This is a genomic window from Nocardia sp. CNS-044, from assembly GCF_059570515.1.
Genome location: NZ_JCANSX010000006.1, coordinates 1,137,897 through 1,162,301, shown reverse-complemented (window position 1 = coordinate 1,162,301; position 24,405 = coordinate 1,137,897). Strand labels below are relative to the sequence as shown.

Below are 24,405 nucleotides of genomic sequence, written 5' to 3'. Positions count from 1 at the left end.
GACGCTAGTCACCTGGAGTGCACTCCAAGCAAGACTGATTCTGCCGAACGCCCGCGACGTGTGCGAAGGGCTGTCAGTTGTACTTCGGCAGCTCCTGTACGGCCCACTTGTTGCCATCGGGATCGCTGAAGAAGGTGAACAGGCCCCAGCCCATGTCCTGGACGGGTGTGGCCTCCACACCGGCCTCGACCAGCTGCTGATAGGCCTTCTCGGCGCTGGCGACCACCATCTGCATGCCCTCGACGCTGCCGGGAGCCGCCTCGGTGATGCCGCGCCCGACGCAGATCGAACAGCCCGAACCGGGTGGCGTCAGCTGCACGAAGCGGATGTCCTCGCTCGGCGAGTGGTCGTGGTCGGCGTTGAAGCCGATGCGGGTGTAGAAATCCTTGGCCCGGTCGACGTCGGTGACGGGAATCGCGACGAGTTCGATTTTCCAATCCATCGGGTCAGCATCCCACCGCCCACCGACACTGATGGCCGATATCGGCGGTTCCGGGTCGGCGGGTCGAAACGGGCCTACCCTGGTGGCATGCCTGGAAAGGAAATCGACCGGATCCGGGCCCGCTCGGCCTGGGCCACGGTCAAGGAGAGTCCCGTCATCACCGCGATCGCGGTGGCGCCGTTCGTCGTCGCGCTCGGCGTCGTCTGGTGGCTGACAAACGGATTCGTCGCGTTCCTGCTACTGATCCTGCTCGGCGTCGTCGTCGTGGTCGGTGGCAGGCTGCTGAAGTGACCGCGGGAGCCCAGCACGGTAGATAGCTTCAGCGGGGGACGTGAAAGCGCACGAGTTCGCCGGTGCCCGGGTCGATGTCGGACCACGGGCGGTCGAATTCGAGGACCGCGAGCGCCGAGGTGGGGAACTTCCTGCTCAGCTCGACGGCCTGGTTCGAATTGCGGTTGGCCGCGAGTTCCCATGCGGTCCACGGCATTCCGGGTGCGTGGCCGATCAGCAGCAAGGTCTCGACGTCGTCGTCGCTGAGCTGGATCAGTTCGATGAGGGTCCGCGGCGACGCCTCGTAGATGCCGCGTTCGTAGACGACCGGCGCGGTGATCCCGGTGGCGGCCAGCGTTTCGCGGGTCCGAACGGCGGTCGAACAGCGCACCGCGTCGATCGGCGGCTGGGTCTCGCGCAGCCAGTCGCCCGCCAACCCGGCCTCCCGCTGGCCGCGCGGCGCGAGCGGGCGCTCGTGATCGCCGACGCCGTCCGGATAGCTGGACTTGCCGTGCCGCATCAGGATCAGGGTCCGAACCATGGCAATACCGTAAGCCTCCGCCTGTGACCGGGGTGTGATAGGCACGTAGGCACTCCGAAGAGAGGCGTACGCCACTCTCGAGGCACACTGAAAGCGGCGTCACATATCGCTATCCGCTCGCTGTGACACCGCGGCCCACCACCGCAACCCAGGGTGGCACCAGCCCACGCACATTTTCGAGGATCTGCACAATATGGCCTACGTAATCACGCAGCGTTGTTGCAACGACGCCAGCTGCGTCTCCGAGTGCCCGGTCGACTGCATTCGTCCCACGCCGGACCAGCCGGAGTTCGCGACGACCGAAATGCTCTACATCGACCCGGACACCTGCATCGACTGCGGCGCCTGTGTGGACGCGTGCCCGGTCGAGGCCATCTACTCCGAGGACGATCTGCCTGCCACTCTCGCGCGGTTCCGCGACATCAACGCGGCCTACTTCGAACGGCATCCGCTCGAATCCAACTTCGACCCGATCGTGGCTCCGCAGCGGCCGCCGAAGGAACTCGGCACGCTACGCGTCGCCATCGTCGGCGCGGGGCCCGCGGCCTGCTACGCGGCCGACGAACTGTTGCGCCGCTGCGACGCCGAGGTCGAGATGTTCGACCGGCTACCGACGCCGTGGGGTCTGGTGCGCGCGGGCGTCGCCCCCGACCACCCGGGAACCAAGACGGTCTCGGGCATGTTCGAGTCCGCGTTCCGCCGCGAGACCCTGCAGTACTACCTCAATGTCGAGGTGGGCACGCACATCTCGCACGAGGAACTGCTCGGGCACCACCACGCGGTGATCTACGCGGTCGGCGCGGCCAGCGATCGCCACATGAACATTCCCGGCGAGGACCTGCCGGGCAGCCACTCGGCCACCGAGTTCGTCGCCTGGTACAACGGCCACCCCGACTACGCCGAACGGCAGTTCGACCTGTCCGGCGAGCGCGCCGTGATCGTCGGCAACGGCAACGTCGCGCTGGACGTGGCGCGGGTGCTCACCGTCGACCCCGACGAACTCGCCAAGACCGACATCGCCGACCACGCGCTGGATGCCCTGCGCGGCAGCAATATCCGCGAAGTCGTCGTGCTCGGCAGGCGCGGTCCGCTGCAGGCGGCCTACACCTCGCCGGAGTTCCTCGCGCTCACCCACCTGAAGGGCGTCGACGTGATCGTCGACGAGGCCGAACTCGAACTCGACCCGAGCAGCAGCGCGCTGCTGGACGACCCGGACGTCGAGCCCTCGTTGCAGCTGAAGTACACCCTGGCCAAGGAGTACGCCGCGGGCCGCCGCGATCCCGCCAACAAGCGGATCGTCTTCCGCTACTTGGCTTCGCCGACCGCGGTCACCGGCGCCGAGCGCGTCGATGGCATCGAGTTCGTGCGCAACGAACTGGTCGAGGAGGGCGGCCAGCTGGTCGCCCGCGCGACCGACCAGACCGATCGGCTGGACGCCTCGCTGGTGCTGCGCTCCATCGGCTACCGCGGCGAGCCGGTCGCGGGCCTGCCGTTCGACGAGCGCCGCGCCGTGGTGCCCAACGAGCACGGCCGGGTGCTCGGGGAGGACGGCGTCCCGCTGCCTGGCGTGTACGTCAGCGGCTGGATCAAGCGCGGCCCGCGCGGGGTCATCGGCTCGAACCGCGTCGACTCCGAGGAGACCGTCGAGCAGCTCGTCGCCGACTTCATCTCGGGCAAACTCGCTGTGCCGCAAGGCGATCGCGCCGCGCTGAAGGCACTGATCGCACAGCGCCAGGCCGACCTCGTCGACCGCGCGGGGTGGAAGTCGATCGATCAGGCGGAGAAGACGGCGGGCAAGGCCGCGGGCCGTCCGCGGGTCAAGTTCACCACTCGCGAGGATCTGCTCAAGGCCGCTCGGGGCTGAATCCGGGACATGAGGCCGTCGGACGGGTCCGCGTGATCCGCCCGACGGTCTCCTGGTGAGCGGGGATCGGCCGTCGTCGCGTGTCAGCCGGGCAGCGGCATGATGCGCACGACGGTCGTGGTCGTCCCGCCGACCACGAACCACAGCCGCAGCACCGGCCGCCCGTTGCGATCGCCCGGTTCGTAGCGGCTGCGCACGCTGATGTGCTGGCGCGCGAGCACCGGGGCGACGTACTCGATCACCGCGCGGTGCGGACCCGCGACCAGCTTCGGATAGTCCACCAGGAACTGCTCGACGGCCTGCCAGTAGCAGGCGTTGTTCACGTGGTTGTACGAGTCGATGTCGGTGGCCCGCACCGGAAATGGCAGGTCGGTGTCCGATTCCGGGGGAGTCGAATCGGTCAGGTACGGCCGCCACCGCAGCCGGTGCTCGCCCGCGGTCCTGGCCAGGTAGGACAGGCCCTCGTCGCTGATCCGGGTCGGCCGGTTGGTCGACTCGTTGATATTGATCCAGAAGCCCTCGGTCTCGATCAGCCCGCCGTTGTCGCTGGTGATCCGTACCCGCATATTCGTCCACCTGGTCGACATGCTCGAACACCAGCGCAGCAGATGCACCTGGTCCGGCCAGACGATGGGGCGGATGACGTCGATGACCGTGCGGCGAACGATCCAGCTCGGATCAGACCGGTGCAGGAACGTCTGATGCAACTGTTCCCAAGCGATATCCTGCAGGTATCTGGCGACGGCGTCGAACCTCAATCGGTCGTACGGATCCACATCGCCAGCCCGTACCGGCCACGCCGAGGCATAGCCCATGCCCTCCTGGCTCAGCGGGGCGAGTGGCTGATCGAGTGACACTGGTGCTCCTCGCGCTGCACGTTGTGCCGCGTCTTCTTGCGGTGCTGTTGTGAGACGACTTTACGGGGCGTACGTCACACCCTCGCGTCGAGCCGCCTGTACTCACTGGTATGCGAACCGGCGCACCGCATCCGGAATCGTCCTCCGACCGGCGGCTCGGCGAATCGTCCGAGCCGTGAACCCGCTGGTGATCAGTAGCCGACGTACCCCTCTCCCCGGCTCATCGCCGCGATGCCTGGAACGTTGCTGAGCGATCCGTACCGTTCGATGGCGTAACGCGTTCCGGCGATGATGTTGTCGACGGGGTTCCAGATGTCGTCGTGGCCGGGCAGCTTGTAGGAGTTGAACGTCGGGTCGATGGTCTGCATCAAGCCCTTCGAGGGGATGCCCGCCGCGGCGTTGCTGTCCCAGAGGTTGATCGCGTGTGGGTTTCCGCCGGATTCCTTGTCGATGATCATCGAGATGATCGCGGCGTCGCTGTCGCTGATGTCGTACCCCTTGGCGCGCAGCGCCTGAATCGCCTCCTGGATCCACTTGGCCTTGTCCCCGGTCGGCATCGGCCCGGTCGGGGCGCTCGAGGACGACGGGCTGCCCGAATACGACGAATCGGAGGACGAGCCGGAGTAGCTGTTGTTGCCGCCGGACATCACGTAGTTCGGCTTGCTCGGGGATTGCGTCGTGGGTGGGGTGGTGGCGGCCGGTGCAGTGGTGGTCGACGGGGGTGGGATGAGGTTGGTGTCGGCGAGGCCGTCGAGGGCCGACTGGAGTTTGGTGATCGCGGTGTCGACCTTGCGCTGTGCTTCGGTGGCCACGTTCTCGGCGGTCTGCAGCGCGGTGGTGATCTGGGTTTCCCAGTTCGCGGCGTCGGTGCGGATGCGCAGGCGCAGGTCGTCGGCGGCTTGGCCGGTGAGGCCGCGGAGCAACTCGTCGGTGCGCGCGGTGGCGTCGACGGTGCCGTTGTCGTTCACGGTGAAGCCGGTGATCAGTCCCATGCCCGCGCCGGGGACGGGACCCGCGCTCGCCGCCTGGTCGCGCAGCCGCAGGACGTTGGATTTGGCTTCGTTCAGGTTGCCGACCTCGGCCTCGAAGGCGGTGGCGAGCTCGAGCAGGGCGGCGCTCACCGCGCCCGAGCGGGTCTTCTCGGTGTCCATCCGCTGGTTGGCGGCGTCGGCTGCCGCGCCGGACCACACCTTGTCGGTACCGAGCCGGGCGGTGTCGTCGGAGCCTTTGCGCACCGCGGCGTCGAGTTGCTCGGAGAGCTTGCGTGCGTTCGCGCCCGCGGTGCCGACCTGGTCGGGCTGCCAGGCGGAGACGTTCCCGATGGTGAGCGTCATGGCAGCTCGAGTGCGATGGTGCGGAGGCGGGCCGCGAAATCGTCCTCGGCGACCTCGTAGGCGCCCGCGGCGGTGCGGGTGCTCTGGGCGACCTTGTCCAGCCGGTCGGCGATGCGGTGCAGGCACTGGTTGGTCAGGTCGGTGGCGCGGCCCGCGGAGTTACCGAAGGGTGTGCCTTGCAGGGCCGATACAGCCGGATCGAACCCATTGCCGATGTTGAGCCCGCGAATCACCCCCGCCTCGGCACCCAAATCGTTCGCGAACGTCTGTAGCGCTTGCGGATTCACCTGCAATTGTGCAGGCGGCTGTGCGCCGTCGACCATGGAAAAGCCCCCTTCTCCCCGACCTGAAAGTCGCGCCCAGCTTAGCGTTATGTTGGTCACGGTGTCATCGACGACGACCGATGTCGTCGAATCGGACAGAGAGGTCGGCACATGCGCGCAGCCCAGGTCAGCAAGCTGGAGGGACCGGAAGCGGTCGAGGTCGTCGAGATCCCCGAGCCCGCCTCGTATCCGGGCGGTGTGGTGATCGACGTGCACGCCGCGGGCGTCGCGTTTCCCGATGTGCTGATGACGCGCGGGCAGTACCAGATGAAGCCGGAACTGCCGTTCGTCGTCGGCGGCGAGGTCGCGGGCGTGGTGCGCGAAGCGCCCGCCGACGCGCACGTGCGGGCGGGTGACCGGGTGGTCGCGTTGACGCTGCTCGGCAACGCCATGGCCGAGGTCGCGGTGGCGCCCGCGCAGATGGTGTTCAAGCTGCCGGACAACATCTCCCTGGAGGCCGGCGCCGGCATCCTGTTCAACGATCTGACGGTGCACTTCTGCCTGCGCAACCGCGGCAGGCTGGCCGAGGGCGAGACCGTGCTCGTGCACGGCGCGGCGGGCGGCATAGGCACCTCGACGCTGCGGATGGCCGCGGCGCTCGGCGCGGGCCGGGTGATCGCGGTGGTGAGCACGCCGGAGAAGGCCGAGGTGGCCAAGGCCAACGGCGCCACCGACGTGGTGCTCACCGACGGCTGGCTCGCCGCGGTGAAGGAGCTGACCGGCGGCCGCGGCGTCGACATCGTGCTCGACCCGGTGGGCGGCGACCGCTTCACCGACAGCATCCGCTCGCTGGCCTCGGCCGGTCGGCTGCTGGTCGTCGGCTTCACGGCGGGTGAGATCCCGACGGTGAAGGTGAACCGCCTGCTGCTCAAGAACGTCGAGGTGACCGGCGCTGCGTGGGGCGAATGGGTCATGACGCACCCGGGCTACCTGGCCGAACAGTGGGCCGAGGTGGAGCCGCTGCTGGCCTCGGGCAAGATCGCGCCGCCGCAACCGGTGCTCTACCCGCTGGACCGGGCCGCCGAAGCCGTCGCCTCGCTGGACAATCGCACCGCGACCGGCAAGGTCGTCGTCACCCTGCGCTGATCGCTGCTCGCGCGTCATGACGCTTTCCCGCCGGGTGTTGAACCGGACCTTGTTGCAGCGCCAGCACCTGCTGGAGCGATCGTCGCTGACGGTGGCGCAGATGTGCGATCACCTGGTCGGCTTGCAGGCGCAGGATGTGCCGCCGCCGTTCGTCGGATTGTGGAGCCGCCTTGCGGATTTCGATCCCGAGGTGGTCTCGGCGGGCCTGGAGGACCGTTCGCTGGTCCGGATCACCTTGATGCGCGGCACCATTCACCTGGTGACGCCGCCGGACGCGCTGCGCATCGCGCCGCACATCCAGCCGGAGTTGGAGAAGGTCCCGTTCCGCAAGGGCTTCAACTACGGCGCGATGGTCGGCCTGGATCCGGACGAAGTGCGGGCCCGCGGCGAGGAGGCGCTCGGCGACGAGCCGACGCCTGCCGCCGAACTGCGGGCCCGCGCCGCCGCGTTCTGGCCGGACCGCGATCCCGGAGCGGTGGTGCAGACCTGGCTGTATCAGCTGCCGGTCTTGCAGACGCCCCCGCGCGGGAAGTGGAAGGACAGCAGTCGTCCGGTGTGGTCACGGGTGGAGCCGTGGCTCGGCGCGCCGCTCGACCCCGGCTACCCGCTCGCGGAGCTGCTGGTCCGGTATCTGCGGGCGTTCGGTCCCGCGACGACCATGGACATGCAGACCTGGTCCAAGCTGACCGGATTGAAGAAGGCCGTCGACGCGCTCGGTGACCGGCTGCGCACCTACACCGACGAGCGCGGCCGCACCCTCTACGACCTCGCCGACGCCGAACTGGCCGACCCGGATCTGCCCGCGCCGGTCCGGCTGCTCGGTTGGTACGACAATGCCGTTCTCTCGCACCAGGATCGGAGCCGGATCGTGCCGAACGGCGCGCCACCGACCCTGCGCGCCTACGCGACCTCGGTGTCTCCGGTGCTGGTCGACGGTTTCGTCGCGGGTGTGTACAAGGTCTTCCCGCAGTCCGGGGTCGCGCGGCTGCGGATCAGCCCGAGCCGCGCGTGGTCGGCCGCCGAGCGAGCCGAGGTCGAGGCGGAAGCGCTTGCGCTGCTCGGCTTCCTGGAGGACGACAAGCGGCCGAGCGTGGAGATTCTCGAGGTCGGCGCGGATCTGCGGCTGTGAGATGGGCTAGTGAGAGTCGCGGTAGGCGGGAGCCTTGCTGCTTCCGGTCGGCGTCAGCGTGCGCAGCAGCGGCAGCGTCCGGCGCGGCACCACCGTGGACAGCACGATGACGCTGTGCGACCGGTCCACCGAACTGGTCCGGTCGATGCTGAGCAGTACCGCTTGCAGCCCGGCGTGCGAGTCGGCGCCGATGCGGCACAACACATCACCCGATCCGGTCGTCGCGTACGCCTCGAGCACGCCGGGGATGGCCTCGAGTTCGGCGGCGACGGTGTCGAGCGCGCCCTGGGCGATCTCCAGCGTGACGAACGCCTGCACGTCGAAACCCGCTGCGGTGACATCTATTTGCGGGTCGTAAGAAGCGATCACGCCCGCCTCCTCCATGCGCCCGATGCGCGACTGCACGGTGGCTCGCGCGACGCGGGTGCGCCGGGAGAGCTCCAGGATTCCGGCCTTCTGGTGCTCGTGCATCGCAGTCAGGATGGCGAGGTCGAGTTCGTCCAGCTTCGCTGGAGTACGTGACATGGCGACCTCCTGTGGGGCGCGGGCGAGGGCAGCGTGGTGTCCCATCGGTACTATTCAAATTGTCCAGCATCGCGCGGCCTTTGCTAGCCGAATCCGCCACTGTGTCTACAGAAAATCGGAGCGGTTGCCTACCGGTTGGCGGCCGATATTTCCTTGATTCATGACCATCGAGCACCTGCCCACCGATGGCGAGCTACGCGGGCTCGTCGGCCTCGTGGATCACGACGACAGTGTCGACCCGTTCCCCGTCATCGGCTGGGATGCCCTGGTCTGGGTGGTCGGCAACGCGACGCAGACCGCGCACTTCATGCAATCGGCGTTCGGGATGCGGCTGGAGGCGTACTCCGGACCCGAGACCGGCAATCGCGACCACAAGGCGTTCGTGCTGCGCAGCGGCGCGGCGCGGTTCGTGATCACCGGCGCGGTGCATCCGGAAAGCCCGCTGATCGCCCATCACCAGCGGCACGGCGACGGCGTCGTCGACATCGCGCTCGAGGTGCCCGACGTGGACCGCTGCATCGAGTGGGCACGCACGCACGGCGCGACCGTCCTCGTCGAACCGCACGACGAGACCGACGAGAACGGCACCGTCCGCGCCGCGGCGCTGGCTACCTACGGTGAGACCAGGCACACCCTCGTCGACCGTTCCAACTATTACGGTCCGTATCTGCCGGGCTATGTGGCGCGCCGCTCCGGCTACCAGCCGCGTGCGGAGGCGCCGACCCGGCTGTTCCAGGCGATCGACCACGTCGTCGGCAACGTGGAACTCGGCATGATGGACCGCTGGGTCGAGTTCTACCGCCGCGTCATGGGTTTCACGAACATGGCCGAGTTCGTCGGCGACGACATCGCCACCGAGTACTCGGCGCTGATGAGCAAGGTCGTGGCGAACGGAAACCACCGGGTGAAGTTCCCGCTGAACGAGCCCGCCGTCGGCAAGAAGCGCTCCCAGATCGACGAGTACCTGGACTTCTATCGGGGGCCCGGCGTCCAGCACATCGCGCTGGCCACCAGCGACATCCTGACCTGCGTCGACAACCTGCGCCGGGCGGGCGTCGAATTCCTCGACACCCCCGACACCTACTACGAGGACCCGGAACTGCGCGCCCGCATCGGACGGGTGCGCGTGCCGGTCGCCGAATTGCAGCGCCGCGGCATCCTCGTCGACCGCGACGAGGACGGCTACCTGCTCCAGATCTTCACCAAGCCGCTTGCCGACCGCCCCACCGTCTTCTTCGAACTGATCGAGCGCCACGGCTCCCTCGGCTTCGGCAAGGGCAATTTCAAGGCCCTGTTCCAAGCGATCGAACGCGAGCAGGCCGCCCGCGGGAATCTTTGACCCGGAGGTCGCGCCCGCCGAACAAGTAGAGTTCGAATCATGCGGATCGCGTCGGCGCTCATCACTTGTCTCGCCCTGACATTGACGCTGTCGGCGTGCGACTCGGACGACGATTCCGGGTCCTCGAACACCCCGCTGCGCCCGCCGCCCAAGGTCGCGACGCTCGGCCCGTTCGTCGGAGAATGCGGGCACGTCACCGACGACGAGGTGCGCGAGCTGGCCGGGCTCGGCCAGCTCTCGACCGTGTTCAAGAACTCGGTCGGCTGCAACTACCAGTCCGCCGGATTGTCCTCGCCCAGCGTCACCTTCGCGTCCTACCGTGGCAGTCCGATCGACCGGGAGAAGGCTTGGGTGGCGAGCGTCGGCCGGGAGCCGGACAAGATCGAGGTGGGCGGCAGGCCGGGATTCCAGGCGCTGGATCCCAGCGGCACGGTCTGCGATCTCGCCGTGCAACTCGACGACGACTTCTTCGAATGGTCGATGTCGTACGGCGCGTTCGCGGCCGCCGGGAATCCGTGCGAGAAGACGCGCAAGCTCGCCGAGCTCACCGTGCAGCGGCTGAAGTGAGGGGGACGGGCATGAGTGCACATCCGAAGACACGGAACGTGGTGCTCGCCGCGACGGCGGCCGCGCTGGCGCTCACGATGACGGGCTGCGGCAGGACCATCGAGGGCGAGGCGTTTCCGGCGGGCGGCAGTCAGCAGATCAACACGAATTTCGACAAGCTGCTGCGCGAATGCGAGGTCGTGGAGCCCGACAAGATCGGCAAGGCGGTCGGCGACGCGCGGTTCGTGCAGGGCTCGTTCAACGGTGCGGTGTGCATGTGGGACGTCGAGGACGCGCCCGGCGGGCGGGCCATGGTCACCCTCAACTGGTACGAGATCGGTTCGCTGAACAACGAGAAGGCGACCAACGACAAGCTCGGCTACAAGTCGGAGAACACGACCGTGCAGAGCAGCCGCGCGTTGCAGACCCGCCGCCCCGGCGACCCCGATTCCTGCGGCGTCAGCGCGAGCGCGGCCGACAGTGGCGTGGTCGGCTGGTGGATCAACTACCGCGCGGGTTCGACGCATCCTGATCCGTGCGGCGCGGCCAAGCAGCTGGTGGAGCTGACACTGAATTTGGCCAGGTAAACCGCCACGCGCCGGACCCCGCTTTGACCCTTCGCGAAGCCCGCGAGTATCGTGGATCGCTGTGCCCGGAAGCATGCGGGCAAGTTCGTGCGTTCGACGTAGGCCAGCGAAAGCGGCCGACCTCCCCGGCGTGCCCGGAATCAGGGTCCTGTCTCACGCACGACACGCCCGACCTCGGGACGCGAGAAACGTGGTTGGACGTGCGAGTGAAGACTCGATGAACACAAGACATAAGTTCCAGACACCGCGTTAGACAACAAGGAAAGCCGGTCTATGCCAACCATCAACCAGCTGGTCCGCAAGGGTCGCCGTGACAAGGTCGCCAAGACCAAGACCGCGGCCCTCAAGGGGAGCCCGCAGCGTCGTGGCGTGTGCACCCGCGTGTACACCACGACCCCGAAGAAGCCGAACTCCGCGCTGCGTAAGGTCGCGCGTGTTCGCCTGACCAGCGCGGTCGAGGTCACGGCTTACATCCCCGGCGAGGGCCACAACCTCCAGGAGCACTCGATGGTGCTCGTCCGTGGCGGTCGTGTGAAGGACCTCCCCGGTGTCCGCTACAAGATCATCCGTGGCTCGCTGGACACCCAGGGTGTGAAGAACCGCAAGCAGGCCCGCAGCCGCTACGGCGCCAAGAAGGAGAAGAGCTGATATGCCGCGCAAGGGCCCCGCTCCCAAGCGTCCGTTGATCAACGACCCGGTCTACGGGTCGCCGCTGGTCACCCAGCTGGTCAACAAGATCCTGCTGGACGGCAAGAAGTCCACCGCCGAGCGCATCGTCTACGGCGCGCTCGAGCAGGCGCGCGAGAAGACCGGCACCGACCCGGTCGTCACCCTCAAGCGCGCGCTGGACAACGTCAAGCCGTCGCTCGAGGTGAAGCCCCGCCGCGTCGGTGGCGCCACCTACCAGGTTCCGGTCGAGGTTCGTCCCGGCCGTGCCAACACCCTCGCGCTGCGCTGGCTGGTCAACTTCGCCCGCGCGCGTCGTGAGAAGACCATGGTCGAGCGTCTGGCCAACGAGCTGCTCGACGCTAGCAACGGCCTGGGCGCTTCGGTGAAGCGTCGCGAGGACACCCACAAGATGGCCGAGTCGAACCGGGCGTTCGCGCACTACCGCTGGTGATTGCCGGCCGGCCCGTCGCTCCGTGTCGGCGCCGGAAGGCTCACAGTCGCGAGGCGGCACTTCGGTGCCCCTCCCGGCGTTGACATAGTGATGACCCGACAGGGTCTGGAACCCGAAGATCCCAACTAGCTACGAGCGGGGAAGATTTCCGTGGCACAGGACGTGCTCACCGACCTGAACAAGGTCCGAAACATCGGCATCATGGCCCACATCGATGCCGGTAAGACCACCACTACCGAACGCATCCTCTTCTACACTGGTATCACCTACAAGATCGGTGAGGTCCACGACGGCGCGGCCACGATGGACTGGATGGAGCAGGAGCAGGAGCGTGGTATCACCATCACCTCCGCGGCTACCACGTGCTTCTGGAACGACAACCAGATCAACATCATCGACACCCCCGGGCACGTCGACTTCACCGTGGAGGTGGAGCGGTCGCTGCGCGTGCTCGACGGCGCCGTCGCGGTGTTCGACGGCAAGGAAGGCGTCGAGCCGCAGTCCGAGCAGGTGTGGCGTCAGGCCGACAAGTACGACGTGCCGCGGATCTGCTTCGTCAACAAGATGGACAAGCTCGGTGCGGACTTCTACTTCACCGTGCGCACCATCAAGGAGCGCCTCGGCGCCAAGCCCCTGGTCATCCAGCTGCCGATCGGCGCGGAGGACACCTTCGTGGGCATCGTCGACCTGGTCGAGAACAACGCCAAGGTGTGGCGCGGCGAGACCAAGCTCGGTGAGCAGTACGAGGTCGTCGAGATCCCGGACGACCTGAAGGAGCAGGCCGAGCAGTACCGCCAGGAGCTGCTCGAGACCGTCGCCGAGTCGGACGAGGCGCTGCTGGAGAAGTTCTTCGGCGGCGAGGAGCTCACGATCGAGGAGATCAAGGGCGCCATCCGCAAGCTGACGGTGACCTCCGAGCTCTACCCGGTGCTCTGTGGTTCCGCGTTCAAGAACAAGGGCGTGCAGCCCATGCTCGACGCGGTCATCGACTACCTGCCCTCGCCGCTGGACGTGGAGGCCACCACCGGCCACGTGCCCGGCAAGGAAGAGGAGCTGCTGACCCGCAAGCCGAGCGCCGACGAGCCGTTCGCGGCGCTGGCGTTCAAGATCGCGGTGCACCCCTTCTTCGGCAAGCTGACCTACGTCCGCGTGTACTCCGGCAAGGTCGACTCCGGCGCCCAGGTCATCAACTCGACCAAGGGCAAGAAGGAGCGTCTGGGCAAGCTGTTCCAGATGCACTCCAACAAGGAGAACCCGGTCGGTGCGGCCTCCGCGGGCCACATCTACGCGGTCATCGGCCTCAAGGACACCACCACCGGTGACACCCTGTGCGATCCGCAGAACCAGATCGTGCTGGAGTCCATGACCTTCCCGGACCCGGTCATCGAGGTCTCCATCGAGCCCAAGACCAAGTCCGACCAGGAGAAGCTGGGCACCGCGATCCAGCGTCTCTCGGAAGAGGACCCGACCTTCTCGGTCAAGCTGGACGCCGAGACCGGCCAGACCGTCATCGGCGGTATGGGCGAGCTCCACCTCGACATCCTCGTGGACCGCATGAAGCGCGAGTTCAAGGTGGAGGCGAACGTCGGTAAGCCGCAGGTGGCCTACCGCGAGACCATCACCAAGACGGTCGAGAAGCTCGAATTCACCCACAAGAAGCAGACCGGTGGTTCCGGTCAGTTCGCGAAGGTGATCATCGCCCTCGAGCCGTTCGTCGGCGAGGACGGCGCGCACTACGAGTTCGAGAACAAGGTCACCGGTGGCCGTGTGCCGAGGGAGTACATCCCTTCGGTCGACGCCGGTGCGCAGGACGCCATGCAGTACGGTGTGCTCGCTGGCTACCCGCTGGTCAACCTGAAGGTCACCCTGCTCGACGGTGCCTACCACGACGTCGACTCGTCGGAAATGGCATTCAAGATCGCCGGCGCGCAGGCCCTGAAGGAAGCGGCCCGTAAGGCCGGTCCGGTGATCCTCGAGCCGATGATGGCTGTCGAGGTCACCACGCCCGAGGATTACATGGGCGACGTGATCGGCGACCTGAACTCCCGCCGTGGCCAGATCCAGGCCATGGAGGAACGCAGTGGTGCCCGTGTCGTCAAGGCGCTGGTTCCGCTCTCGGAGATGTTCGGTTACATCGGTGACCTGCGGTCGAAGACCCAGGGCCGGGCGAACTACTCCATGGTGTTCGATTCGTACGCGGAGGTTCCGGCCAACGTGTCGAAGGAGATCATCGCCAAGGCGACCGGCGAGTAGTCCCCTCCGGGGCAGGTGGCACACTTGCCCCGGAACTCACCGGGAGTCAGCAAGACCCCGAATTCCCGCACTCGCGGGGATGACCCCCGCACTGCTGCAACTGCAGGAACCAACACAGTCCAGGAGGACCCAAAGTGGCGAAGGCGAAGTTCGAGCGGACGAAGCCCCACGTCAACATCGGCACCATCGGTCACGTCGACCACGGCAAGACCACGCTGACCGCGGCGATCACCAAGGTGCTGGCTGACAAGTACCCCGATCTGAACGCGGCCTTCGCGTTCGACCAGATCGACAAGGCGCCGGAGGAGAAGGCTCGTGGTATCACGATCAACATCTCCCACGTCGAGTACCAGACGGACAAGCGCCACTACGCGCACGTCGACGCCCCGGGTCACGCTGACTACATCAAGAACATGATCACCGGTGCGGCGCAGATGGACGGCGCCATCCTGGTGGTCGCCGCCACCGACGGCCCGATGCCGCAGACCCGTGAGCACGTGCTGCTCGCCCGCCAGGTCGGCGTGCCCTACATCCTGGTCGCGCTGAACAAGTCGGACATGGTCGACGACGAGGAGATCCTCGAGCTCGTCGAGATGGAGGTCCGCGAGCTGCTGGCCGCCCAGGAGTTCGACGAGGACGCGCCGGTCGTGCGTGTCTCCGGCCTGAAGGCGCTCGAGGGCGACCCGAAGTGGGTCAAGGCCGTCGAGGACCTCATGGACGCGGTCGACGAGTCGATCCCGGAGCCGGTCCGTGAGACCGACAAGCCGTTCCTGATGCCGGTCGAGGACGTGTTCACCATCACCGGTCGTGGCACCGTCGTCACCGGTCGCGTCGAGCGTGGCGTGATCAACGTGAACGAGGAAGTCGAGATCGTCGGCATCCGTCCGGAGAAGACCAAGACCACGGTCACCGGTATCGAGATGTTCCGCAAGCTGCTCGACCAGGGCCAGGCGGGCGACAACGTCGGTCTGCTGGTTCGTGGTATCAAGCGCGAGGACGTCGAGCGCGGCCAGGTCATCGTGAAGCCGGGCACCACCACCCCGCACACCGATTTCGAGGGCCAGGCGTACATCCTGTCGAAGGACGAGGGCGGCCGCCACACCCCGTTCTTCAACAACTACCGCCCGCAGTTCTACTTCCGCACCACCGACGTGACCGGCGTCGTGACCCTCCCCGAGGGCACCGAGATGGTCATGCCGGGCGACAACACCGAGATGAGCGTCAAGCTCATCCAGCCGGTCGCCATGGAAGAGGGCCTGCGCTTCGCGATCCGCGAGGGTGGCCGCACCGTCGGCGCCGGCCGCGTCACCAAGATCATCAAGTGATTCGCTGAATCACCGATCTCCCCACGGCGCCGCTCCGCAAGGAGCGGCGCCGTTCGGCGTTTCCGGGGAGGAACTGTAATTCGGTGGACGGCCGGATGGGTGGGGCGGTAGACATGGGACATGGTTACTTCGGGTCCGCGAGCGCGGGGGTAGATCGGCGGCGTGTCTTCGGCGCCGGTCGGCGTCGCGCGACACGATGCTCGTGCCGTCACCGGAGCGCACCAACTAGGCGAGCGTCGACATCTTCGACGAAACCAGTTGGGGGATCCCATGACTCGCGGGACGCGGGCCGATCTCGGCCGGGTACGCAATATCGGCATCATGGCGCACATCGATGCCGGAAAGACCACCACTACCGAACGAATCCTGTTCTACACCGGCGTCACTCACAAGATCGGTGAGGTGCACGACGGCAACGCGGCGATGGACCGCATGGTGCAGGAGCAAGAGCACGGCATCACGATCGCCGCTGCCGCCACTACCTGCTTCTGGAAACAGCACCGCATCAACATCCTCGACACGCCCGGCCATGTCGACTTCACCGTCGAGGTGGAGCGTTCGCTGCGCGTACTCGACGGCGCCGTAGCGGTTTTCGACGCCAAAGAGGGTGTCGAGCCGCAGTCCGAGCAGGTGTGGCGGCAGGCCGACAAGTACGACGTGCCGCGGATCTGCTTCGTGAACAAGATGGACAAGCTCGGTGCGGATTTCGATTTCACCGTGCGCACCATCGCGGAGCGTCTCGGCGTGACACCGCTCGTCGTGCAGCTGCCGATCGGCGCGGAGGACGCATTCACGGGCGTCATCGACCTGGTGGAGTGGAAAGCGATTGTGTGGCACGAGGATACGGAGCTCGGTGCGCGCTACACCGTCGCCGACGTCCCGGCCGAGCTGCGCGAGCGGGCCGAGCGCGAACGCGAGCGACTGCTCGAAACCCTCGCCGACACCGACGAGGAACTGCTCGAGCAGTATCTCGCAGATGCGCCTACCTCCGCATTCGCTCCGGCCGTGCGCTCTGTGCCGACGATCGCGCAGATCAAGGCCGCCATTCGGCGGTGCACGGTCGCCTCGAAGCTTTATCCGGTGCTGTGCGGTTCGGCGTTCAAGAACAAGGGAGTGCAGCCGATGCTCGACGCGATCATCGACTATCTGCCCTCGCCCCTGGACGCGGGCGGCGTCGACGGTCACCTGCCCGGCCGCGAGGACACACTCGTGCACCGCGAACCCCGGGAGGACGCGCCGTTCGCGGCGCTGGCGTTCAAGGTCGCGGCGCACCCGTACTTCGGCAAGCTCACCTACCTGCGGGTGTACTCGGGCCGCGTCGAAACCGGTGCCGCCGTGCTCAATTCGACGAAGGGAGGAAAGGAGCGGCTGGGCAAGCTGTTCCAGATGCACTCGAACATCGAGCGCCCGATCGGAGCGGCGGCGGCCGGTGACATCTGCGCGGTGATCGGCCTGAAGGACACCGCGACCGGCGACACCCTGTGCGACCCGCACGACCAGATCGTGCTGGAGTCGATGACGTTCCCCGATCCGGTGCTCGAGGTCTCGATCGAGCCGCGAACCAGGTCCGATCAGGAAAAGCTGAGCGAGGCGATCCAGCGCTTGGCGGACGATGATCCGACGTTCTCGGTGCGGGTCGATGCCGAGACCGGGCAGACCGTCATCGGCGGCATGGGCGAGCTGCACCTGGAGATCCTGCTCGACCGGATGCGGCGCGAGTTCGGCGTCGCGGCGACCATCGGCGCGCCGCGGGTGTCCTACCGCGAGACCGTCACCGTCTCGGTGGACCGGTTCGAGTACACCCATCGCAAACAGGTGGGCGGACGTGGACAGTTCGCGAAGGTGGTGCTCGCGGTGGAACCGTTCGCGGCCGACGACGGCGCGAGCTACGAATTCGAGAGCCGGGTGACCGGCGGCCGGGTGCCGAAGGAGTACCTGCCCGCGGTGGACGCCGGTGCGCAGGACGCGCTGCGCAGCGGTGTGCTGGCCGGGTATCCGGTGTTCGGCGTGCGCGTTGTGCTGCTCGATGGCGCTGCGCACGTGCAGGATTCGTCCGAACTCGCGTTCCGCACCGCGGCCGCGCAGGCGGTGCGGGAGGCGCTGGTGCGTGCCGGGCCCGCGCTGCTCGAGCCGGTCATGGCGGTCGAGGTGGTCACCCCGGAGGAGTACCTCGGCGAGGTCATCGGTGATCTGAACGCGCGACGCGGCCGGATCCAGACCGTGGCGCAGCGCGGCGGCGCGCGAGTGGTGCGGGCGCTGGCTCCGCTGACGGAGATGTTCGGCTACATCGGTGACCTACGGTCGCGGACGCAGGGCCGGGCGAACTACGCCATGGTGCTGGATTCCTACGCCGAAGTGCCCGCCGCGCTGGCGAACGCGATCATCGCGGGCCGGTGACCGGTAGACGGCGCCGTTCCGTACGGAACGGCGCCGTTCGCGTGTCCCGTCGCAACGAACGGCCTACCCGCGTCCTCGCGGCCGCCGGACTGCTCCGACTCGGCGGCTGCGTGGTGCGGTCGTCCTGACGCTCGGGCGCGGCGACGCGGAGCCGCACCTGCGCGGATCTGTCGGGGCCTGCCGATACGGTCGACATGTCGAGCCGTCGTCGCCACCGGAGGGAAGCATGAGCAGGTCCGCACACACCGATCTCGATATCGTCGAGGGTGCGCTCCAGCACGGAATGCCCTATCTCGCCTTGGGTTCCGGCCGTCCGCTGGTGTTCCTGCGGTGGTTCACTCCGAACCACGCCAATCCCACCGGATGGATGCGCGAGTCCGAGATCAAGACCCTCGCGCCACTGGCCAGGCACTTTCGCGTGTACGCGGTGAACAGGGCGCCCGATATGGCCGAGGGCACCACGATGGCCGAGATCGCCGCCCAGCACGCCGAGGCGCTGCGCGCCGAATTCGCCACGCCCGTGGACATTCTCGGCATCTCCTCCGGTGGATCGCTCGCGTTGCAGCTGGCCGCCGACCATCCCGATGTCCTCCGGAGGCTCGTCATCGGCGCTTCGGGCTATCGCCTGGAGGACGCGGTGCGCACCTCGCAGCTGAACTACGCCGAAGCGGCGGCCGAGGGTCGCAGGGCGCTGCATCACATGATGCCGTCGCCCACCACCTTCACCGACCGCCTCACCAAGGGCGCCATGTGGCTGCTCGATCCGTTCGTGCGTCCGGCGAACCCGTCCGACACCCTCGCCTTCGTCCGCGCCGAGGACGCCTTCGACCTCTCGGACCGCCTCGGCGAGATCACCGCGCCCACCCTCGTCATCGGCGGCGAACGCGACGAGTTCTACTCCACCGCCACCTTCCGCCGCACCGCCGACGGCATCCCCGACTCCCGCCTCCACATCTACCCCGGCGCCTCCCACATGGGCACCGTCAAACACCCCCGCTTCGCCCCCGACGTGGTCGAATTCCTCACGGAATACGAGGATTGACGCCATTCAGCCGAGTTGGGTCATTCCGGCGGCGACGACCTGGGCGACGTTGAGGACTTCGTCGGTGGTGGGGAGGGGGATGCCGTCGAGGGCGTGCAGGCGGTCGGTGCTGGCGATGGCGAACATGGCCGAGACCCAGGCGGCGGCGCAGGCGCGCAAGGTGCCGGGGCGGACCGGGGCGGGCGCGCTGGCCTGGAGGACGCGGGCGGTCACGTCGAGGAGTTGGTCGCGCAGGTGGCGGAGTTGGCGGCGCACGTCGGGATGGGTGTCGGCCTCGCGCCACATGATCACCCGCAGCACCGAGGAATGGTGGTCGCGCAGGTTCAGCGCGGCGTCGAGGTTGACCAGGCTGGTGGCCGGGTCGCCGGGTGCGACGACGGCGCCGATGTCGTCGATCGGCTGCGTGGGCATGCGCTCGGCCATGAGCGCGGACAGGATCGAGTCCTTGGTGGGGAAGTAGTAGAAGACAAGGCCTTTGGGCACGCCGGCTCCCGCGGCGATGGCCGCCGTCGCGGTGGCGTCGAAACCCTGGGCCGCGAAGAGGCTTTCAGCGGCGTCCAGGATGAGCTGCCGGGCGTTGCCGTCGATCTTGGCGCTGCGGCGGCGCCCGGTCCGGGTGGGATCCACCGATCGCCGGACCAGGTGGCGACCGGGTTTGGGCATCTGCATCAGTGCTGCGTCCTCGTTGCCGTCCGGCCGAAGACCGGTGCGCGATGGGGGATTAGCACGTCACGCATCAGAGGTGCGGAGCCATTCCTCCGCTGGTCGTCCGGTGCATGCGCGCCGTGACCGCGGGCAGCGCCGCGACCGCGACGACTACGGTGACCACGCCGACGATCCACGAGGTCCAGGATGCACCGCGGAACTCGGTGTAGTCCATCGCCCAGGGCGCGATGAACAGCAGCGCACCGAACAGCGCCATGGCGTAGTCGGCCATCGCCATGGCCGGTCGGGCCATCTGGGCCAGGCCGGTGAGGGCGATCAAGACGCCGAGGACGATCATCGTCCACATTGCCCGGTCGTTCGTGTCCACCCAGATGGGGGACAGGGCGGTGAAGGCGCCGAGTATGACGGCAAGCAGGTCCTGCGCGCGACTCTCGGTGAACATGGTGTGCCTCCTAGGGCTCGAATTGTGCTCTGACCTCGGTATAGTCCTGATTGACCGCCCGATCAATATCGGTACGGACACGATTGCGTGGCGATAGCCGACCCATCGAGAGTGACCGCCGACACATCCGAACTTGACCAAGCAGACGCTAGGGTGAGGATCGTGCCGACGGATGAAGGGATTGCCGCATGACCGCGCCGATCGTGATCGTGGGGGCCGGACTCGCCGGGCTGCGCACCGCCGAGGAACTGCGCCGCGCCGGATACACCGGCGAACTGGTCCTGATCGGCGACGAGTCGCGGTTGCCCTACGACCGCCCACCACTGTCCAAGCAATTCGTCCGCGGCGAGACCGACGACACGACGCTGCGCCCCGCGGAATTCTTCGAGGAGAAGCGGATCGAGCTGCGCCTGAACACCGCGGCGACCGCCGTGGACACCGCGGCGCGGCGGATCACCCTGGCCGACGGCAGCGTCGTCGACTACGACCAGCTCGTCATCGCGACGGGTTTGCGTCCGCGCCGTCTGCCCGGCCTGCCCGAGCTGACCGGTGTGCACGTGCTGCGCGGGCACACGGACGCGGCCGCGCTGCGCGACGAATTGCGTGTCGCCACAAGGGCGCTCGTGGTCGGCGCGGGCTTCATCGGCTGCGAGCTCGCGGCCAGCTTCCGCGCGGCGGGTGTCGAGGTGACGCTGATCGAACCGCAGCCGACGCCGCTGGCCTCCGTGCTCGGCGAACAGGTCGGCGAGCTGGTCGCGCGCATGCACCGCGCCGAGGGCGTCGACCTGCGCTGCCACACCGGACTGGACACCTTCCTCGCCGACGACGCGGGCCGAGTGCGGGGCGCGTTGTTGTCCGACGGCACCGAGCTGGTCGCGGACTTGGTCGTGATCGGCGTCGGCTCGCGCCCGGTGACCGAATGGCTGACCGATTCCGGGATTGCGCTCGCCGAACCCGCCGACGGTGGCGGCGTGCTCGCCGACGAGGTCGGCCGGACCTCCGCGGACCGGGTGTGGGCCGTGGGCGATGTCGCCGCGTGGCGGCATGAGACCGGCCAACGCAAGCGGGTCGAGCACTGGACCAACGCGGGCGAACAAGCCAAGCTGCTGGCCTGCGCGTTGCTCGGCGCGGAGCCGCCCACCGCGGCGCGGGTCCCGTACTTCTGGAGCGACCAGTACGACGTGAAGATCCAGGCCCTCGGCACCCCGAGCGCCGCCGACGAGGTCACGGTTGTCACCGACGACGGCCGCAAGTTCCTCGCCTACTACGCCAGGAACGGCGTCCTCACCGGCGTCGTCGGGGCGGGGATGACGGGCCAGGTGATGAAGGCCCGAGCGAAGATCGCCGCGGCGGCGCCGGTCGCCGACCTGCTCGCGTCCACCTGAGACGGTTCGGCCGGCGGGTTCGCCTGTAATACGGTGGTCGATGTGATCGTCGCGCTCATCGACTCGGGGCTGGGTTTGCTGCCCACGGCCGCTTGGCTGCGCAAGCTACGGCCGGACGTGGACCTGCTGCTGCAACTCGACCCGGACGGCGCTCCGTGGGGCCCGAAGCCGGAGCGGTGGACCGTCGATCGCGTGGTCGGCGCGGCCCGCAGGTCGGTCGAGTCCGGCGCCGAAGTGATCGTGCTGCCGTGCAATACGGCCAGCGTCACCGCGTTGGAACACGTGCGCGCCGACGTCGGCCCGGGCGTCCCGGTGATCGGCACCGTGCCCGCCATCAAGCCCGCGGCCGCGGCCTGCCGCTCGGTCGCGGTATGGGCCACCGCGGCGACCACCGCGAGCAAGTACCAGGCCGACCTCATCGCGGAGTTCGGCGGCGACGCCAAGGTGGTCGGCGTCGCCTGTCACGGCCTCGCCGACGCCATCGACCGTGGCGATCTGGTAGCTGCCCGCGATTCCATCGCCCGCGCCGCCGAGCAGACGCCCGACGACGTCGAGGGCGTCGTCCTCGGCTGCACGCACTACCCGCTGGTCATCGACGCCATCGTGGCGGCGCTGCCGGTCGGCGTCCGCCTGTTCGACAGCGCGCAAGCCGTTGCCGCGCAGACCATTCGGCGGATGGACGCGCTCGGCAGGCCGACCACCGGCAACGGAGTGGTTCGGGTACTGAACAGCGGACGGCCCGGCACGCTGCCCGCGAGCGCCGCGGCCTTCGAATCGGGGCGCATCCTCGGCGCTGTATCTGATTGAACGCGCGTGTCCGATTGAACGCGCTGGTTCGATCCGGCTTTCCTGCTTCGTTCCCTCGGCGGTGTTGAATGATCGCGTGCGGGACGGATCCCGCGCCGCGCCGAGGGACGGGAGCCGTCGATGATCGAAACAGCGCCGACCGCGGCGGATGTTCGGCAGGCGCTCGCAGAGGTCGCCGATCCCGCCGACGCGATCCATCTCCAGCGCTTCTTCAAGACCGGTCCCGGCGAGTACGGCGAGGGTGACGTGTTCGTCGGTGTGCGCGTCCCGATGACCCGCGCGGTCGCCAAACGCTTTGCCGCACTGGAACTCACCGAGATCGACGACCTGCTCGACAGCGCCGTGCACGAGGAGCGCCTGGCCGGTCTCGTCATACTGAACGCCCGCTTCGCCAAGGCGGCCAAGCCGCGCACCCTCGACGTGGCGGGGCAGGAGAAGATGGTGCGGCTGTACCTGGACGCCGTGCGGCGCGGCCGGGTGAACAACTGGGACCTCGTCGACGTGTCCGCCGAGAACGTCCTCGGCCCGTGGTTGCTGGACCGGCCACGGGATCTGCTCTTCGAGCTGGCCGCCGCGGATTCGCTGTGGGAGCGCCGCGTCGCCCTGCTGACCACCTTCGCCTTCATCAAGGCGGGCGATGCGAGCACGACCTTCCAGCTCTGCGAGCAACTCCTGACCGACCGCCGCGACCTCATCCAGAAGGCGGTCGGCTGGATGCTGCGCGAGGTCGGCAAGCGCATCGACCGGGCGCTGCTGACCGGCTTCCTGGACGAGCACGCGCCCCGGATGGGCCGCACCGCGCTCGGCTACGCCACCGAACATCTCGGGGCCGCCGAACGAGCCGCCTACCGCGCGGCGCGGTGAGGGCGCCGATCGGCGCGGCGTCCGAAGACCTGCCCCACGCCACGGGCGGCCTCGGCGCCAGCTCCGAACGCCCACCCGGGCGGCGCGCTGAGCGCAGGCAGGATGCCGCGATGCGCGGTCGGCGTGCTGAGGCACAGGCTGAACCTGCGCGGTCGAGCGCCCCTCAGAACTGGATGCGCAACCGATCCGTGACCGGCCGCGCCTGGCAGCCGAGGATGTACCCGTTCTCGATGTCCTCGGGATCGAGGATCTCGGCGTTCTCCATCTCGACCTTGCCCTCCAGCACCGTGCAGGCGCAGGACCCGCATTCGCCCTCCTGGCAGGAGTAGGGCACGTCGAGACCCTTGGCGAGCATGATGTCGACCAGCGTCTGCTTGCGCGGCCAGCTCAGCTCGTGCACCTCGCCGTCGAGTTCCACCTCGACGGTCGCCGCGTCGGCGGCCTCCTCGTCGCTCACCTCGACCGGCGCCTGGTCGGCGAACGGGTCACCGGCAAGGGAATTGAACACCTCGGCGTGCGTGCGCGACCGTGGAACGCCGAGCCGGCCGAGCGCGTCGTGCACCAGGTCCATGAACGGCTTCGGCCCGCACATGAACGCCTCGTAGCCGGTGTAGGGCGCGACGAGGGTGGCGACCGTGTCGGCGGTCGGCAGGCCGAGCAGCGGCTCCAGCCAGTGGATCACGGAGAGCCGCTGCGGATGCTTGTCGACGAGTTCGCGCAGTTCGCGGGCGAAGATCACGGTTTCCGCGTCGCGGTTGGCGTAGACGAGCACGATCTTGCCGGTGCCGCGGGCCAGCGCGGACTTCAGGATGGACATCACCGGCGTGATGCCGCTGCCCGCGCCGAACAGCAGCAGGTCCTCGTCGAGGTTCTTCGGTGTGAAGACGCCGGAGGGCGGCAGCACCTCGAGCTGATCGCCCGCTTTCACGTTGTCGCACACCCAGTTCGAGCCGTAGCCGCCCTCGGTGCGCTTCACGGTGACCTTGGGCTGGTCGTCGGTGTGCGGCGAGCTGGCCAGCGAGTAGCAGCGGGCCACCGAGCCGGTCAGGTCGCTGGGGATGCGCAGCGTGAGGAACTGTCCGGGCTTGTACTCGAACTTCTCGCGCAGCTCGTCGGGGACGTCGAAGACCAGCGAGTTGGTGTCGGCCGTCTCGGCGATGACCGCGGCAACCCGCAGCACGACCGAGCGCGAGCCGTGGGGAACTTCGACGGTTGTCATGACGTCCTCTCGAATCCGGCACCGTCGGCGACCGCGGGTCCA

At 68.0% G+C, this 24,405-nt stretch carries 25 protein-coding genes; 16 read left to right on the top strand and 9 right to left on the bottom strand.

What is annotated here, in order from left to right; all coding sequences use genetic code 11:
- Window positions 1–73: 73 nt before the first annotated feature.
- Window positions 74–442 (bottom strand): VOC family protein, encoded by a 369-nt coding sequence (locus tag T333_RS13780; protein ID WP_354998947.1) that lies wholly within the window; start codon window positions 440–442, stop codon window positions 74–76.
- 87 nt (window positions 443–529) lie between these two features.
- Between T333_RS13780 and T333_RS13775 the strand changes: the two genes are divergently transcribed.
- On the top strand, window positions 530–733 hold the full coding sequence (locus T333_RS13775) for a hypothetical protein (RefSeq protein ID WP_354998948.1): 204 nt from the start codon (window positions 530–532) through the stop codon (window positions 731–733).
- Between the two features lie 28 nt (window positions 734–761).
- On the opposite strand, the gene T333_RS13770 is transcribed toward T333_RS13775, so the two are convergent.
- Entirely contained in the window at window positions 762–1,253 is a 492-nt protein-coding gene (locus T333_RS13770; RefSeq protein WP_354998949.1) for a SixA phosphatase family protein, read from the bottom strand.
- A 193-nt stretch (window positions 1,254–1,446) separates the two neighbouring features.
- On the opposite strand from T333_RS13770, the gene T333_RS13765 reads away from it, so the two are divergent.
- On the top strand, window positions 1,447–3,117 hold the full coding sequence (locus tag T333_RS13765) for an FAD-dependent oxidoreductase (protein ID WP_496424645.1): 1,671 nt from the start codon (window positions 1,447–1,449) through the stop codon (window positions 3,115–3,117).
- Between the two features lie 83 nt (window positions 3,118–3,200).
- Here T333_RS13765 and T333_RS13760 read toward each other — a convergent pair whose 3' ends face one another.
- From T333_RS13760 to T333_RS13750, 3 genes are all read right to left on the bottom strand, one after another.
- A complete protein-coding gene (locus tag T333_RS13760; protein ID WP_354998951.1) occupies window positions 3,201–3,974 on the bottom strand; it encodes an acyl-[acyl-carrier-protein] thioesterase in 774 nt (257 codons plus the stop codon).
- A gap of 191 nt (window positions 3,975–4,165) precedes the next feature.
- The gene (locus tag T333_RS13755; RefSeq protein WP_496424644.1) at window positions 4,166–5,308 is read right to left on the bottom strand and encodes a transglycosylase SLT domain-containing protein; all 1,143 of its coding nucleotides are present in this window, start codon (window positions 5,306–5,308) and stop codon (window positions 4,166–4,168) included.
- Window positions 5,305–5,631, bottom strand: coding sequence for a WXG100 family type VII secretion target (locus tag T333_RS13750; RefSeq protein WP_496424643.1), 327 nt, complete (start codon window positions 5,629–5,631; stop codon window positions 5,305–5,307). Before T333_RS13750 ends, T333_RS13755 begins: the two co-directional genes overlap by 4 nt.
- Before the next feature lie 111 nt (window positions 5,632–5,742).
- Here T333_RS13750 and T333_RS13745 point away from each other — a divergent pair, with 111 nt between their 5' ends.
- A complete protein-coding gene (locus T333_RS13745) occupies window positions 5,743–6,717 on the top strand; it encodes an NADPH:quinone oxidoreductase family protein (protein ID WP_354998954.1) in 975 nt (324 codons plus the stop codon).
- A 16-nt stretch (window positions 6,718–6,733) separates the two neighbouring features.
- Window positions 6,734–7,846, top strand: a complete 1,113-nt coding sequence (locus T333_RS13740; RefSeq protein ID WP_496424642.1) for a winged helix DNA-binding domain-containing protein — start codon at window positions 6,734–6,736, stop codon at window positions 7,844–7,846.
- Between the two features lie 6 nt (window positions 7,847–7,852).
- Here the strand turns inward: T333_RS13740 and T333_RS13735 are convergent, their stop codons facing one another.
- On the bottom strand, window positions 7,853–8,371 hold the full coding sequence (locus T333_RS13735; RefSeq protein WP_496424641.1) for an Lrp/AsnC family transcriptional regulator: 519 nt from the start codon (window positions 8,369–8,371) through the stop codon (window positions 7,853–7,855).
- A gap of 160 nt (window positions 8,372–8,531) precedes the next feature.
- Here T333_RS13735 and hppD point away from each other — a divergent pair, with 160 nt between their 5' ends.
- The 9 genes from hppD (at window position 8,532) to T333_RS13690 (ending at window position 18,980) form a co-directional block, all read left to right on the top strand.
- Window positions 8,532–9,710, top strand: a complete 1,179-nt coding sequence (gene hppD / locus T333_RS13730; RefSeq protein WP_496424640.1) for a 4-hydroxyphenylpyruvate dioxygenase — start codon at window positions 8,532–8,534, stop codon at window positions 9,708–9,710.
- Window positions 9,711–9,749: 39 nt separating this feature from the next.
- Entirely contained in the window at window positions 9,750–10,277 is a 528-nt protein-coding gene (locus tag T333_RS13725; protein WP_354998958.1) for a DUF3558 domain-containing protein, read from the top strand.
- 11 nt (window positions 10,278–10,288) lie between these two features.
- Window positions 10,289–10,843 carry a DUF3558 domain-containing protein gene (locus T333_RS13720; protein ID WP_354998959.1) on the top strand — a complete coding sequence of 185 codons (555 nt, stop codon included), beginning with the start codon at window positions 10,289–10,291 and terminating at the stop codon, window positions 10,841–10,843.
- A 273-nt stretch (window positions 10,844–11,116) separates the two neighbouring features.
- Window positions 11,117–11,491 (top strand): 30S ribosomal protein S12, encoded by a 375-nt coding sequence (gene rpsL, locus T333_RS13715; protein WP_014353064.1) that lies wholly within the window; start codon window positions 11,117–11,119, stop codon window positions 11,489–11,491.
- A gap of 1 nt (window position 11,492) precedes the next feature.
- The gene (gene rpsG, locus T333_RS13710; protein ID WP_011211611.1) at window positions 11,493–11,963 is read left to right on the top strand and encodes a 30S ribosomal protein S7; all 471 of its coding nucleotides are present in this window, start codon (window positions 11,493–11,495) and stop codon (window positions 11,961–11,963) included.
- Between the two features lie 150 nt (window positions 11,964–12,113).
- Window positions 12,114–14,216, top strand: a complete 2,103-nt coding sequence (fusA, locus tag T333_RS13705; protein ID WP_354998960.1) for an elongation factor G — start codon at window positions 12,114–12,116, stop codon at window positions 14,214–14,216.
- A 134-nt stretch (window positions 14,217–14,350) separates the two neighbouring features.
- Window positions 14,351–15,541 carry an elongation factor Tu gene (gene tuf / locus T333_RS13700; RefSeq protein ID WP_354998961.1) on the top strand — a complete coding sequence of 397 codons (1,191 nt, stop codon included), beginning with the start codon at window positions 14,351–14,353 and terminating at the stop codon, window positions 15,539–15,541.
- Window positions 15,542–15,811: 270 nt separating this feature from the next.
- The gene (gene fusA, locus T333_RS13695; protein WP_496424639.1) at window positions 15,812–17,938 is read left to right on the top strand and encodes an elongation factor G; all 2,127 of its coding nucleotides are present in this window, start codon (window positions 15,812–15,814) and stop codon (window positions 17,936–17,938) included.
- Window positions 17,939–18,164: 226 nt separating this feature from the next.
- Window positions 18,165–18,980, top strand: coding sequence for an alpha/beta fold hydrolase (locus tag T333_RS13690; protein ID WP_496424638.1), 816 nt, complete (start codon window positions 18,165–18,167; stop codon window positions 18,978–18,980).
- Between the two features lie 6 nt (window positions 18,981–18,986).
- Here T333_RS13690 and T333_RS13685 read toward each other — a convergent pair whose 3' ends face one another.
- The gene (locus tag T333_RS13685) at window positions 18,987–19,643 is read right to left on the bottom strand and encodes a TetR/AcrR family transcriptional regulator (protein ID WP_496424794.1); all 657 of its coding nucleotides are present in this window, start codon (window positions 19,641–19,643) and stop codon (window positions 18,987–18,989) included.
- 73 nt (window positions 19,644–19,716) lie between these two features.
- Window positions 19,717–20,088: an SPW repeat domain-containing protein gene (locus T333_RS13680; RefSeq protein WP_354998964.1), complete on the bottom strand. Its 372-nt coding sequence runs from the start codon at window positions 20,086–20,088 to the stop codon at window positions 19,717–19,719.
- A 188-nt stretch (window positions 20,089–20,276) separates the two neighbouring features.
- Between T333_RS13680 and T333_RS13675 the strand changes: the two genes are divergently transcribed.
- From T333_RS13675 to T333_RS13665, 3 genes are all read left to right on the top strand, one after another.
- Window positions 20,277–21,473, top strand: a complete 1,197-nt coding sequence (locus T333_RS13675) for an NAD(P)/FAD-dependent oxidoreductase (RefSeq protein ID WP_496424637.1) — start codon at window positions 20,277–20,279, stop codon at window positions 21,471–21,473.
- Window positions 21,474–21,515: 42 nt separating this feature from the next.
- Window positions 21,516–22,280, top strand: a complete 765-nt coding sequence (locus T333_RS13670; RefSeq protein WP_354998966.1) for a glutamate racemase — start codon at window positions 21,516–21,518, stop codon at window positions 22,278–22,280.
- A 120-nt stretch (window positions 22,281–22,400) separates the two neighbouring features.
- A complete protein-coding gene (locus T333_RS13665; RefSeq protein ID WP_496424636.1) occupies window positions 22,401–23,144 on the top strand; it encodes a DNA alkylation repair protein in 744 nt (247 codons plus the stop codon).
- A gap of 163 nt (window positions 23,145–23,307) precedes the next feature.
- Here T333_RS13665 and T333_RS13660 read toward each other — a convergent pair whose 3' ends face one another.
- Window positions 23,308–24,363, bottom strand: a complete 1,056-nt coding sequence (locus T333_RS13660; protein WP_354998968.1) for a 2Fe-2S iron-sulfur cluster-binding protein — start codon at window positions 24,361–24,363, stop codon at window positions 23,308–23,310.
- Between the last annotated feature and the right edge of the window lie 42 nt (window positions 24,364–24,405).